Genomic DNA, 13606 nt, shown 5'->3' with positions numbered 1-13606 from the left:
CTTTTTAATAATTTAAAACCTATATTTCACTAACCGAATCCGTGAATAAAGCATGAAATACGTTAACTTCCCCCATACGTAAACATTCCGTTTCTATATCAGGAATTGCAGTTCTAGCAACCTCTCGTTCTACTCTTACAAATCCTTTTGTATTCATTAGTTTCTCAAATTCACAAATGGTATCCATTTCTACATCGATTGTTTCAAAAGTCCATTCCCTTACATCTTCATCATATGTTGTTTTTAATACGTAGTAATAATAATATTTATCAAGTAAGCTAACAAAAACCCCTAAATCAAGGCGCTCGCCTCTTGATGTTCGTATCCAATCAATATCATCATTTAACATCGGTTCTTTTCCATTTAGTAACACATTATATTCTAGACAATTATATAGGTTTAAATCTGTATAGTCCGACACGTGATAATCACAAAATGTTGACTCGATTAAAGACAAAATTTCCTTTTGAGAGCTTTCGTTTTTTATAAAACTCTCTTTCAAGTCTACAAACTTTTTATGCTCTTTGGACTCCTCGTACAATCCTTCTTCTTTCACAATATTTTTCGGAAAGAATTTGTAAACTGTTTCTTTTAATTCATTCATCATTTCAGGTTTTGCCGTTTTAATCATTCTGTAAATCCCCCTATGTTAAAAAGAATTCTCGCCGCAATAAAGAATCATACCCTAAATATGTTATTAATTAACAAATAAATTATATTAAAATAAGCAATGTGATTCAATTCTGTTTTTTTAAAATTTTTCTGTTATAATGGCTGATTCCGAACATTATGTTTATCATAATATGAAAATTACAACAAAAAACGACAAAATCCTTTGAATTTCCTTAAAAAATATGAGAATCCATATATAAAGAACGAAAGATTCTAAAGCGATTATTTTAAAATATATTATTTTTGTCACATTAAAAATTAGTACTTTTTTCACAAATTATTTTCAACGAAAAACTTTTCAGCAGTTATTTCCTTACCATAAAAGGTATTTTTCTGGTAAAATAAAAAGGTCTCGTAAAAATGTAACACATTTCTATACGAACAACCCTTTAAAGCGAAAAGGTGTCATCATAATTGATGACACCTTTTCCTTTTAAATCACTTTCACATACATTCCTCTTACCGCTTTTTCATAAGCGATATCGCTCATCTGTCGTATTTTTTCTGATACGACAGACGACTGAACGATTTTCCCTTCACGAAGTAAGGGCGGGTCAATGAGACGCACTTTATTTTTCTGATATAGATCATACTCATTTCTATCTTCTTTTACTTCTATACTTGGATGAACTTTTCTTAATAAAGCATCTACTTTTTGATCTTTACATAGCTGCAATTTCGTAATAAGCTCATGATCTTCAAGAAGAAAATCATCTGGATGGATTACCTTTTTATAAAGAGCTAACTTTAACGTTTTGGCTAACATATCATTTCCATAAATATTAAGTGGTTTCATAAAGAAGTCGATTACTTCTTTGTAATACGTATTCGTAAACCATTCTGCAATTTCAATATTTTGAAGAACCATTTTCCCATTAACTACGATTAAATCATCTAAAAAATCTTGAGCTTCTTCTAAAGAAATATATCCATATGTATACATATCTCTCAATGTGTAATCCACTCGGTCTGCACATAATTCTGGCGCGGATCTTTCAAGTAATTTCCACTTCGAATCATCTAACAAAATTTCTTCATAGTTATAACCATGTTTTGAAAGAATCGCCGGGATTTCCGAGTTTTTCACAACAGAGCTAAATATTTCTTCATGATAACTTTCATTTTTATTATCAAAAACATAATCAATCACATGAGAAAAAGCAGTATGCGATACATCATGCAGTAAACCGGCAATCTGTTCTTCTACTGAACCACCAAGTTTTTTAATTAACAACATAGCACCAACTGAATGATCAAAGCGCGTTACATCCCATTTCTCGTTCATTAAATAACTTGCTCCGGCTTGATGAACCCCTTTAAGCCTTTGCACAGGTTTACTTAAAATTAATTCTTCTAACACTTTATCTACTTTAAACTCACCGTATATGACATCTGATATGATCACTTAAAATCCCCCTTTTCCAGCAGAGTCTTTTTATAGTATCTCTTTTTTCAGAGAGTAAATAAAGAACTTCCCTCGAATATTGTGTGCCTTTAAATTAAAAAATAGAGAGCACTCGGCTCTCTATTTCACATACTTATTCAAACGTAACTTCCACCTGCACAATCTCAGATCTACTTCCAAGTCTAAGCGGTGGTCCCCAAAATCCAAATCCAGAAGAAACAATCGCATGGAACGCACCTTTTTGTGCATATCCCCAGTCTAGCTCGTACATTCTTCTCGTTACAATATGATTCGGCGCCATTTGTCCGCGGTGCGTGTGACCGGATAATAGTAAATCGACGCCAGCATCCGCTGCCTGCTTTAATTCAAATGGCTGGTGATCCATTGCGATAACAGGAAGCGATTTATCTATCGTACTCATTAGATTTTCAAAGCTTTGACGATCACGCTCTGTTTTATCCCTTCTTCCAACGAGATAAAAATGATCTTCAATTGTAATGACTTCATCTAAAAGAATACGAATATCAATCTTATCCATCTCTTGTAAAAACTCCGGTACAGCTCGGCCGTAATATTCATGGTTTCCTAACACACCATATACGCCTAATGGAGCTTTCATCTGTTTCATGATTGGACCCATATTTTTTTGAATGAACACACCTGGATGATCATCTATAATATCACCAGGCAGTAAAATAATATCTGGTTTCATTTCATTTACATGGTGGACAAGTCTCTTTAAATGAGCAACTCCAGACAGTTTACCGAAATGCATATCAGAAGCCATCGCAATACGTAAACTTTTGCGCCCTTCTACCTTTTTTGGTATATGTACATCATACTTTCTTACAACCGGGCTATACGCATTAAATACCCCATACGCAAAGATAAAGATGAACACGAGTAAGACGACCGTTCCTGTCCAAATAATTGCCTTCTCTTTCTCCACTGAAAACTGCAGTAGGAAGACTGCAATATCGGCTAACGGCAATAACATAAGCGCGTATTGTATTACTGCAAACCAAATTGAGCCGACCGTTCGCAGGAAAGGAAGGAATTTAAACACTTGTACGAGAATATACGCATATGAAATGAAGCCAACTACGAAAGCGTAATATCCCCAAGATTCCCAGCCCAATACCGTACTAAGCCAAACCCATCCGTTCCAGCCGATATAAAACATAAGTAGTGTGTATACAATTAACATAGTAAATATATTGAAATAACGAAGATTCTTCACAGCCAGCCTCCTTATTGATTTCTTCTATTATATCTTGTTATGCACGTTTAACGTAAATATTAAGCACATCAATCTTCACAATAAAAACATTGATAAGCACATCGTTTTAAAATTTTTAGGAACTGCTGTAATAGGCATTTTAGAATCTTACGTGTTAGACGAAATTGATAATGATATTGAATATGTTGCGACGCAGGTTGGGGAATTGATGAGGCGGAATATATAAAGGTTATGAAAAAGTGCATCCAATAATTTGGGTGCATTTTCATTCTCAACGTGGAAACTCCATGTTTTGCGGATTTTTATTTTAACCGATAATACGTTCTTCCGCATAACAAGCAAATACTTGTTTTTTCCGAACGTAAAGATACTATATAATATTCATCGGTAAAATGCCCTACTATGAACAGAGAAAAAATAAAAAAACAAACCGCCACTTAGATGGCGGTTCGTTTTTCTTTAAATCACAAAATCCTCCGGAATAAACACCTTCACTTCTTTCGGATGTACGTATACAAACTCACCCGTTTGAATGTTAAGCTGTCTGAACTGCTCTTTACTAATTTCTGCTTCTAAATATTCTTCTGTTCCGTCGCGCTTCAATTCTACATATACGACAGGACCAACTGCATGTGAATATGTTACTTTCGCCGGGATGGCGTCTACACTTTGTTTCGTACGAGAGATTGATAGATGATGTGGTCTTACGTATCCCACTCCGTCTACATTTGAGACGTGCTTATGCTCTGGTGCTTCTAGCTCCACTGATCCTACATTTAGCTTACCTTTATGAACACGACCGTGAAATAAATTCACGTTTCCTAAAAAGTCATATACGAACGGACTTGCCGGTTTTTCATACACTTCTTCCGGTGTTCCCATTTGTTCAATGCGCCCTTCATTCATTACAACGATGCGGTCCGCAACGTCTAGCGCTTCTTCTTGGTCATGCGTTACGAATACGCTCGTAATTTGAAATTCGTCATGTAGTTTCCGGAGCCATCTTCGTAATTCTTTCCGCACTTTCGCATCAAGTGCACCGAACGGTTCGTCTAGCAATAAGATTTTCGGTTCGACTGCAAGTGCCCGGGCTAGTGCGATACGCTGTCGTTGTCCGCCAGATAATTGCGCTGGATAACGTTTTGCAAAACCATCCATTTTTACTAGTTTCAATAGTTCTGTTACTTTTTCTTCTATTACTTCAGCTGATGGTCTTAAGTTTTTCTTTCTTACTTTTAAACCGAAAGCGACATTTTCAAATACATTCATATGTTTAAAAAGTGCATAATGCTGGAAGACGAAACCGACTTGCCGGTTTTTCACATGAATATTTGTTAAATCTTCCCCATCAAATGAAATGGAACCTTGATCCGCTTCTTCTAGTCCTGCAATAATTCGTAATAACGTCGTTTTCCCAGAACCTGATGGGCCTAATAAAGCGACCAGTTCACCTTTTGGAATATCCAAATGAATGTCTGCCAACGCTTGAAATGTACCATACTGTTTTGATACATTTTGAATTTGAATACTCACCGCAACTCACCCCTTATTGTCGTTTTTCCATTCTCCATTCAATCCAATTTTTTATAACGAGCGTAAAAACTGCGATAAGTGACATTAAAGTCGCCACAGCAAACGCTGCTGAAAATTGATATTCATTGTACAAAATTTCAATATGAAGCGGCATTGTATTTGTCATGCCGCGCACGTGACCAGACACAACGGAAACGGCGCCGAACTCACCAATGGCTCGGGCATTACATAAAATCATGCCGTATAATAGACCCCATTTTATATTAGGTAATGTAACTCGCCAAAACATTTTCCAGCCACTTGCGCCAAGTGATAGAGCTGCTTCTTCTTCACTCTTCCCTTGCGCCTGCATAACCGGGATTAATTCACGCGCAACGAACGGAAACGTAACAAAAATCGTCGCAATGATAATACCAGGGACAGAGAAAATGAGCTTTATCCCGTGTTCCAATAACCATCCGCCAAGAGCCGCACGAGGTGTAAAAAGTAAAACGAATACTAATCCTGCGATAACTGGTGATACAGCAAACGGCAGTTCAATAAGAGATAATAATACTTGCTTTCCTTTAAACTGAAACTTCGTAATAAGCCAAGCTGCCGCTATTCCGAATATCGTATTAAGCGGCACAACGATTAAAGCAACGAGGAGCGTTAACCTGATCGCTGAAAATGCTTCTTGATCTGTTACGGCGGCAATATATACATCAAGCCCGCGTTCAAATGCTTTCATAAAAATTGTCACGAGCGGCAGTAATAGAAAGAGAGATAAAAATAAAACTGTTATCGTAATGAATAGAATTGGTACCCATTTAGATTCTTTTTTAGCTGATACGCTTTTTACTATTTTCTTCTCTACTAATGTTGGTTCCATTTTCTCCCCTCCTATTCGCTTTTCAGTTCATGCCTTCTACTCCAAGTTTGAATCATATTAATAAGGAGCAGGAAAAGTAACGAAATGATAAGCATCACAGCCGCTACAGCTGTTGCTCCTGCATAATCATATTGTTCTAGTTTCGTCATAATCATAAGTGGTGCAATTTCTGTTTTCATCGGCATATTACCTGCAATGAACACGACAGATCCATATTCTCCTAACGCCCGCGCGAAGGCGAGTGAAAAACCAGCAAGTAGAGCCGGGAATATTTCTGGCAAAATGATTTTCACAAATATTTGGAAGCGTGACGCCCCTAAACTAGAAGCTGCTTCTTCTACTTCTTTATCAATACTTTGCAGCACTGGTTGCACCATTCGAACGACAAAGGGTAAGCCAATAAACGTAAGCGCCACAATAATACCAAGCTGGGTAAAAGCTACTTTTATATGAAACACACTAAATATTTTTCCAACCCAGCCGTTTTCCGCATATAGCGTTGTAAGTGTAATACCAGCTACAGCAGTCGGAAGAGCGAATGGTAAATCGATTAGTCCGTCTAATAACCGTTTCCCTGGAAATGTGTAGCGAACGAGTACCCAAGCAATTAATAAACCGAAAATGGCATTTACGATTGCCGCTGCAAGTGAAGTTGTGAAACTTACTTGATTGGAATGCAAAACGCGCTCACTCGTTATAACTTGTGCGAACTTCTTCCAGCCTAGCTGCGAAGTTTGAATAAATACGATAGAAAGTGGTATAAGTACGAATAAACTCATATACAGCATTGTAAATCCAAGAGATAATCCAAACCCTGGTAAAACACGCTTCTTCCTCATATAACTTCACCTCATCCCCCCTTATTTTTTATACATTTGATCGAATACGCCGCCATCATTAAAATGCTTTTCTTGCGCTTTTTTCCATCCGCCAAATAACTCATCTACTGTAAATAATTGAACTTTTGGAAATTGTGATGCGTACTTTTCTGCTACTTTTTCATTACGAGGGCGATAAAAGTTTTTCGCCGCAATTTCTTGCCCTTTTTCTGAATACAAATACTCAAGATATCCTTCTGCTACTTTTTTCGTTCCTTTTTTATCAACTACTTTATCTACAACAGCTACTGGCGGTTCCGCAAGTATACTAATCGAAGGCGTTACAATTTCGAATTTATCTTTTCCAAGTTCTTTTTGTGATAACAACGCTTCATTTTCCCAAGCAATTAACACGTCACCAATTCCTTTTTCAACGAAAGTCGTCGTTGCCCCGCGTGCTCCCGAATCTAGTACTTCTACGTTTTTATAAATTTGACTGACAAACTCTTTCGCTTTATCTTCACTATTGTTATATTTCTTCAGTGCGTATCCCCATGCACCTAAATAGTTCCAACGTGCTCCTCCAGATGTTTTCGGATTTGGTGTAATGACAGACACACCTTTTTTCGTTAAATCATCCCAGTCTTTAATCCCTTTCGGATTTCCTTTTCTCACAAGAAATACAATCGTTGATGTATACGGAGTAGAATTATCCGCAAGTCGCTTCTGCCAATCTTCTGCTAGTTGTTTCTTCTTACTAATTGCGTCAATATCATAAGCGAGCGCTAGTGTTACAACATCAGCCTCTAAACCATCGATAACAGAACGAGCCTGACTTCCCGATCCCCCATGTGACTGTTTTACATTTACTGTCTGACCATGTTTCTCTTTCCAATACTTCGCAAAGTCTTTATTAAAATCTTGATACAACTCACGCGTCGGGTCATATGAAACATTTAAAAGTTCAACTGTCTTCTTATCTGTACTTCCTTCAGAGTTACTAGTGGATGTTGCCGAACCACAACCCGACAAAAAAACAAATGCTGATAATAAAACACCTGTACTTTTCATTAATGCTGTCTTACTCCACTGTTTCATATATAAAGCCCCCTTAGTTTGTACAATAGAAAAAGGCCCACAATCTATTCACAAAAGTGAACGTTGTGCGCCTTCAGTTTCTCTGATGAGCTTCTATTGTATTCTGTTTGATTTCTTTTTATTTTAATTCCGCAATTCACATGTGTCAACTTGGAATTTCTAATTATCGCTTCTCGGGGGCTTATACAAATATCCCTAACTATTCCCTTTCACCATCAACAACAAATATATGAATAAATCTTTTTTAATCATTATCAATATGACATTTCCTTTTATATTCATTTATCCATCATAACTATCATATTGATAATGATTATCAATTGGGCGGAAAAATAAAAGCCAATCTTTTTTATTTTCTACATAAATACACTTTCCGGTCATTTTTAAACAATAAATAATGAGCCGTATGCACTTTTCTCTCTAAATAGTCCAACGAATACGTACTCGATGGATCAACTAAATCCCCAATCGCTCCTGAAAGGTGATCAATTACCTTTTGCAATGTTTCTAAGTTCTTCTTCTCACTCTCCATATTCATTTCATCCATAATGTCACAAATAAGATATTGCACTTTCCGTAAGCGTAATTCCTTCTGCTCCATACATATCCCCTCCGTATTAGTCATATTACGTTTTAAATATATGGACTTATAGCTTAGTCAATTCTAAAAAACAAAAAGATATCCACCTCAAAACATGTAGTCATAGAGATGAATATCTTTATTTTTATACTTGCAATGCCTTCTCTCTCAAAGCTCTTCGCAGTAACTTACCAGTTGTATTCTTCGGCAATTCTGTTAAAAACTCAATGCTCTTTGGTACTTTATATTTCGCTAAATGTAACGTGCAATAATGCATCAGCTCTTCTTCTGTTACGCTCGTTTGTTTCAGAACGACGAAGGCACGCACTGCTTCTCCTAAGTTTTCATCAGGCACACCGATTACGACAACTTCAGCTACCGAATCATGAGTATATAATACTTCCTCTACTTCACGAGGATATACGTTATAACCGCCAACTAAGACAATATCTTTTTTGCGATCGACGATATAGAAGTAACCTTCTTCATCCATTTTCGCTAAGTCTCCTGTATATAGCCAGCCATCTTTAAGTGTCGCCGCAGTATCTTCTGGCGCATTATAGTAACCCTTCATAACGTTAGGTCCGCGAACAATTAACTCCCCAACTGCACCAACAGGTACTTCTTCCCCAAGTTCGTTCACAATTTTATTTTCTACGTGCCAAATATTTGTACCAATCGAACCTGGTTTACGAGGACGGTCTAACGGATTAAAACAAGTAACTGGTGATGCTTCTGATAAACCGTATCCTTCTGAAACGATAACGTCAAAACGTTTTTCAAAGTTTTTCAGAAGCGCAACAGGCATTGACGCACCACCTGAAATACAAAGGCGAAGTGTCTTCACATCTTCTGCACTTGCTTCTTCAAATAAATATAAGTAATTGTACATTGTCGGTACACCCGCAAAAATCGTTGGTTCATACGTACGACAAATACGGAATACTTCTTTCGGACTAAACTTCGGTAACATTAAAATTGTTGCCCCGTTCACAATCGGCGCATTTACCGCAACTGTTAAACAGAACACATGAAACATCGGTAGTGCCGCAACGACGCGATCATCAGCAGTATATCGTAAATACGATGCCACATCGCTTGCGTTACTATATAAATTTTTATGTGTTAACATAGCGCCTTTTGGCTTTCCAGTTGTACCTGAAGTGTATAAAATAACAGCTACATCTTCTTCATCTAGTTCAGGACCCTCGTAAGTTAAATCTCCAGTTCCTATAAAGCTAGTAAACGTTTTCATTTTTTCGGTTTCTATATGGTTAAAATCTGATGAGGTTTCGCATATGATGATATTTTCAAGTGAAGGAAGTCTTGTTGTAAGAGATTGTATAACAGGTAGAAGGACGTCGAGTACGATGATTGTTTTTACATCTCCATTTTGTAAAATGTAATGCATTTCGTCTGCTGTATAAATTGGATTAATCGGAATGACAGTTGCTCCGGCTTTCATCGTTCCGTATAAACCGACTAAAAAATGTGGTGAATTTCCAACAGCTAATGCGACATTGTCCCCTTTTCCAATGCCCATTTTTGCTAAATTGCTAGAAAACCTAGTGACCACTTTGTTTAATTGGTCATATGAGACCGACTGATCCATAAATATGTATGCCGGTTTATTCCCCTTATTTTTTGCTGTTTCAGCCAAAGATTGAACGAGATTCACACAAATCCCACCTTTATAAATTTTAGAATATTTAAAAATTCTAAATTAATTATATTAAAAGAAAATTAAAGTAGCAAGTGATATTCCATTAATTGCATATACACGGCTCACCTCCTCTTGACTCACTTTGAAAGGATATGGGTATTTTATTTACCAACAAATTATTAAACTAGGCCCGAAATCATTTTAAGATAATATGCACTCACCTTTCCTCTAAGCGTTTCAAGTCCCTCTTTATTTAAACTCGTATACTCCTCATACAAATTAATATTATATCGGCGATTTTTCGGATATATCGACCGCAACTCAACTTATATCAGCGATTTTTGAAATATATCGACTTACCGACAAAAAGTGACAATCCACACAAAAAGAAAGAGGCTGCCCTTTATGACAGCCTCCCTCATTTTTAGAAGAATAAATGTAAGAAATCTTCTGCTGTAATATTACCGAAGTAACGTGCAATATCCACGCCTTCTAAAGCTACAGTGAATGCATCTTTATCAAATTGTACGCCTGTTAGACGTTCTTCAATGTCATGAACATCTAGTGATCCGAAGAAGTCACCGTAAATTTTACATTCTGTTACTGTTCCTTTTTTCACTTCAAGGCGAACGTCAACTTGTCCAACTGGGAAGCGGTGTGAATGTTGTAAGTTGAACTTCGGAGATTTCCCGTAGTTCCAGTCCCAATTGCGGTAACGTTCTTCAGAAATTTTATAAATCTCTTTCCAATCCGCTTCTGTTAATTCGTACATTGGAATATCTGTTTCACCTTCGAAAATTGTTTCTAGAAGAAGTTGTCTAAACTCTTCTGTCGTCATTTTTTCGTTTAAGAACTCTGTAATATTCGCAACGCGGCTACGGATTGATTTAATTCCTTTTGATTGAATTTTATCCATTTTCACTTTTAGTGCTGATACAACGTGATCGATTTCAGAGTCAAATAATAACGTACCGTGACTAAACATACGACCTTTCGTTGAAAACTGCGCGTTACCTGAAATTTTTCTACCTTCAGCTAAAATGTCGTTACGACCACTTAGCTCTGCATTTACACCTAGTTTACCAAGCGCTTTCGTTACAGGTTCTGTGAATTTTTTAAAGTTGCTGAAACTATCTCCATCATCTTTCGTAATAAAGCTGAAGTTTAAGTTTCCTAAATCATGATATACTGCGCCTCCGCCTGATAGACGACGAACGACATGAATACCTTGTTCTTTTACGTAATCTGCATTAATTTCTTCTACAGTGTTTTGGTTTTTACCAATAATAATCGAAGGTTCATTAATGTAGAACAGTAAATATGTTTCGTTAATATCTAAATTTTTCACACAATATTCTTCAATCGCTAAGTTTATCGTAGGATCTGTAATCCCTTTATTATCAATAAATAACATCGTATCACCTCATGAATTCCAAACGTAACCACTATGCGCAAGCGTAATATGGCCGCTGAAAATTTGTTTTGCTTCTGTTACTAAATCAGATGGATTGCCTGTATGCGGTAAGTGCGTTAATAAAAGCTCTTTTACATTCGCAGTTTTCGCAATACTTGCTACTTCTGTACTATTCATATGCCCTGCTTTCGCAGCCTCTTGATGTGCATACATATTACATTCACAAATGAAAAGATCAGCATCTTTTGTGAACGGAATAAATTCAGGAATATAACTTGAATCCGCACTGTATACTATGGCATCATCGCCAGCTGTAATACGCATCGCAAAGCATGTAACAGGATGAACAGTTTTTAAGAATGAAATGGAAAATGGTCCAATTTGAAGTGTTTCTTCTGGATTGTACGCGATTCCTTTCGTATGCGGTGCATGCGTTAAAGAATTAAATCCATTCTCATCAAACGAATGACCGTAAATTGGTAATTCTGGTAGTTGTCCTTTTGTTACACTCGTAATTAATCTCGCATATTGCAACACCCCAATGTCTGCAACATGATCGTGATGATAGTGCGACAGTACAACTGCATCTATATCAGATGGTGTTATATATTTTTGAAGCTGTGCTAGTACACCACTACCACAGTCTACAAGTAAACGAAAACCATCGTGTTCAAACAAATACCCCGACGTTGCTTCTCCCGCTTCTGGAAAGCCGCCCCAAAAGCCGACAACAGTCATTTTCATATGTATCCATCCTTTCTAAAACCGAGTAGGAATGCCGTTTTTCTCCGTACTTGAGAAAGTTTTTTACTTACATCCTACATTGTTAACTATAATCCATTTCCTAAACTTTTTCATTAATTTTCAATTTTGTTATAAAACAGTTGTTGACTTTTGTTTTTTGTACTAATACAATGATAGTAAGAAATGGAAATGGAGGGATTGACATGATCGATCAACCAATGGAGTTTTTCAGAAATTTACCGACGAAAACTTGTGCACACTGCGGGAAAGAAATTGATGAGCAGCACGAAGCATACCATAACAAATGTGACGATTGCGTTCACGAAGAATAGTAGTTTGTGAACATAAAAAAACCTAGCAGACATAGTCTACTAGGCTAATAACATCTTATCCTTCATCGTTGAACCTTTCACCAAGAGCTCCAGTTCAAACTCATACAATTCTTTTTGTCGATAATTTTTCGTATGGATTTTATCCATCATTAAGTCGACAACTTTTCGGGCCATCTCGTCGATTGGCTGTTCAATTGTCGTAATACCTGGCTCTGTAATCTGTGATAAAATTTGATTATCAAAACCGATCACAGCGAGATCTTCTGGAATACTCCAACCATGGTGTTTTGCCTCTGAGATAATTCCAGCTGCAACCTCGTCGCCTCCTGCCAAAATCGCGGTAGGATTTTTTTTGTCCTTTAATACTTCATGGAATATTCGTTTTCCATCATCCCAAGAGAAAGCGTTTTCAAGAAAATCGATCGCTCCCACTTCTCTACTTTTTTCAGTAATAGCGCGTAAAAAGCCCATTTTTCGCTGTTGGCTCACTACTTTCGTTTCGTTACCACGGCAAAAAATAAGATTACGATATCCTTGTTCTAATACATGATTGGCAGCTATGTATGCTCCCTGTGCATGATCGAACTTCACTGTTGGAACATTTGCTTCCTCAATATATTCATTACATAACACGATTGGACCGTGTTGCAAGTATGGCTCTACATTCTCCCATGGATTTTCTAGTGAACATAGAATAATCCCATCTACTTGTTTCGTAGATAATAATTGTAAATATTCCATCTCTTTTTCCGGTAAATATCTTGTTTGACAAATAATCAGTTTATATTTATGTTCAGAAGCAGCAATCTCGATTGCTTCAATAAATCTACTAAAAAAAGGATTTGTAATCCTTGGAACAAGCACCGCAATTGTTTCTGTTTTTTGTTTACGAAGCCTTCTCGCCGCAGAATTAGGAACGAAGCCTAAATGCTTCATTGCTAATTGAACCCTTTTCTTCTTCTCATCTGAAACATATGGATGATTATTGATCACCCTAGAAACCGTTGTCCTTGATAACCCCGCTAATTTCGCCACGTCCTCGATAGTCGACACGAAATTTTCCCCCTTTGCATGAAAACGTTTTCTTATCCTGATTATATAGTATATTATTGGAAACTGCAATATAGGTTCTTATGATTTTACTATATTAATATTATACATAGGAAAAAGTCTGTTAATGGCAGGGAATTACATACTACTTTTAGAAGTTCACAATAAAAATATTTATAAAATAAA

At 36.7% G+C, this 13606-nt stretch carries 14 protein-coding genes; 2 read left to right on the top strand and 12 right to left on the bottom strand.

Going from position 1 to position 13606, the window contains the following annotated elements:
• Positions 1-19: 19 nt before the first annotated feature.
• The 3 genes from ACFVQC_RS10255 to ACFVQC_RS10245 form a co-directional block, all read right to left on the bottom strand.
• A complete protein-coding gene (locus tag ACFVQC_RS10255) occupies positions 20-631 on the bottom strand; it encodes a hypothetical protein (protein WP_377898295.1) in 612 nt (203 codons plus the stop codon).
• A 474-nt stretch (positions 632-1105) separates the two neighbouring features.
• Positions 1106-2077, bottom strand: coding sequence for an HD domain-containing protein (locus tag ACFVQC_RS10250; RefSeq protein WP_377898294.1), 972 nt, complete (start codon positions 2075-2077; stop codon positions 1106-1108).
• 133 nt (positions 2078-2210) lie between these two features.
• Positions 2211-3317 carry a metallophosphoesterase gene (locus tag ACFVQC_RS10245; protein ID WP_377898293.1) on the bottom strand — a complete coding sequence of 369 codons (1107 nt, stop codon included), beginning with the start codon at positions 3315-3317 and terminating at the stop codon, positions 2211-2213.
• Positions 3318-3351: 34 nt separating this feature from the next.
• Between ACFVQC_RS10245 and ACFVQC_RS10240 the strand changes: the two genes are divergently transcribed.
• The gene (locus ACFVQC_RS10240; RefSeq protein WP_377898292.1) at positions 3352-3543 is read left to right on the top strand and encodes a TetR family transcriptional regulator; all 192 of its coding nucleotides are present in this window, start codon (positions 3352-3354) and stop codon (positions 3541-3543) included.
• Between the two features lie 233 nt (positions 3544-3776).
• Here ACFVQC_RS10240 and ACFVQC_RS10235 read toward each other — a convergent pair whose 3' ends face one another.
• The 8 genes from ACFVQC_RS10235 to ACFVQC_RS10200 form a co-directional block, all read right to left on the bottom strand.
• Positions 3777-4850 carry a sulfate/molybdate ABC transporter ATP-binding protein gene (locus ACFVQC_RS10235; RefSeq protein WP_377898291.1) on the bottom strand — a complete coding sequence of 358 codons (1074 nt, stop codon included), beginning with the start codon at positions 4848-4850 and terminating at the stop codon, positions 3777-3779.
• Positions 4851-4863: 13 nt separating this feature from the next.
• Complete coding sequence (gene cysW / locus ACFVQC_RS10230) at positions 4864-5721, bottom strand: sulfate ABC transporter permease subunit CysW (protein WP_377898290.1); 858 nt, start codon at positions 5719-5721, stop codon at positions 4864-4866.
• 11 nt (positions 5722-5732) lie between these two features.
• The gene (gene cysT / locus ACFVQC_RS10225; RefSeq protein ID WP_377898289.1) at positions 5733-6560 is read right to left on the bottom strand and encodes a sulfate ABC transporter permease subunit CysT; all 828 of its coding nucleotides are present in this window, start codon (positions 6558-6560) and stop codon (positions 5733-5735) included.
• Between the two features lie 21 nt (positions 6561-6581).
• Positions 6582-7637, bottom strand: a complete 1056-nt coding sequence (locus tag ACFVQC_RS10220) for a sulfate ABC transporter substrate-binding protein (RefSeq protein WP_377896157.1) — start codon at positions 7635-7637, stop codon at positions 6582-6584.
• A 349-nt stretch (positions 7638-7986) separates the two neighbouring features.
• Positions 7987-8238, bottom strand: a complete 252-nt coding sequence (locus ACFVQC_RS10215; protein ID WP_377898288.1) for a hypothetical protein — start codon at positions 8236-8238, stop codon at positions 7987-7989.
• Positions 8239-8362: 124 nt separating this feature from the next.
• The gene (locus ACFVQC_RS10210; RefSeq protein ID WP_377898287.1) at positions 8363-9895 is read right to left on the bottom strand and encodes a fatty acid--CoA ligase family protein; all 1533 of its coding nucleotides are present in this window, start codon (positions 9893-9895) and stop codon (positions 8363-8365) included.
• Positions 9896-10304: 409 nt separating this feature from the next.
• A complete protein-coding gene (lplA, locus tag ACFVQC_RS10205; RefSeq protein WP_377894246.1) occupies positions 10305-11294 on the bottom strand; it encodes a lipoate--protein ligase in 990 nt (329 codons plus the stop codon).
• Between the two features lie 9 nt (positions 11295-11303).
• On the bottom strand, positions 11304-12038 hold the full coding sequence (locus tag ACFVQC_RS10200; RefSeq protein WP_377898286.1) for an MBL fold metallo-hydrolase: 735 nt from the start codon (positions 12036-12038) through the stop codon (positions 11304-11306).
• Positions 12039-12241: 203 nt separating this feature from the next.
• Between ACFVQC_RS10200 and yhfH the strand changes: the two genes are divergently transcribed.
• On the top strand, positions 12242-12370 hold the full coding sequence (gene yhfH / locus ACFVQC_RS10195) for a protein YhfH (RefSeq protein ID WP_000567010.1): 129 nt from the start codon (positions 12242-12244) through the stop codon (positions 12368-12370).
• 39 nt (positions 12371-12409) lie between these two features.
• Here the strand turns inward: yhfH and ACFVQC_RS10190 are convergent, their stop codons facing one another.
• Positions 12410-13423, bottom strand: a complete 1014-nt coding sequence (locus ACFVQC_RS10190) for a LacI family DNA-binding transcriptional regulator (RefSeq protein WP_377894243.1) — start codon at positions 13421-13423, stop codon at positions 12410-12412.
• Positions 13424-13606: the final 183 nt, after the last annotated feature.

The organism is Bacillus sp. NPDC057893 (assembly GCF_042796455.1).
Lineage (GTDB): Bacteria > Bacillota > Bacilli > Bacillales > Bacillaceae_G > Bacillus_A.
This window is presented reverse-complemented; position numbering and strand designations above follow the sequence as displayed.

Bases quoted from the DNA above. Each gene is read 5' to 3' on its own strand.
- ACFVQC_RS10255 (WP_377898295.1), bottom strand. From the start codon at position 631: ATGATTAAAACGGCAAAACCTGAAATGATGAATGAATTAAAAGAAACA.
- lplA (WP_377894246.1), bottom strand. From the start codon at position 11,294: ATGTTATTTATTGATAATAAAGGGATTACAGATCCTACGATAAACTTA.
- yhfH (WP_000567010.1), top strand. From the start codon at position 12,242: ATGATCGATCAACCAATGGAGTTTTTCAGAAATTTACCGACGAAAACT.
- ACFVQC_RS10215 (WP_377898288.1), bottom strand. From the start codon at position 8,238: ATGGAGCAGAAGGAATTACGCTTACGGAAAGTGCAATATCTTATTTGT.
- ACFVQC_RS10200 (WP_377898286.1), bottom strand. From the start codon at position 12,038: ATGAAAATGACTGTTGTCGGCTTTTGGGGCGGCTTTCCAGAAGCGGGA.
- cysT (WP_377898289.1), bottom strand. From the start codon at position 6,560: ATGAGGAAGAAGCGTGTTTTACCAGGGTTTGGATTATCTCTTGGATTT.
- ACFVQC_RS10220 (WP_377896157.1), bottom strand. From the start codon at position 7,637: ATGAAACAGTGGAGTAAGACAGCATTAATGAAAAGTACAGGTGTTTTA.
- cysW (WP_377898290.1), bottom strand. From the start codon at position 5,721: ATGGAACCAACATTAGTAGAGAAGAAAATAGTAAAAAGCGTATCAGCT.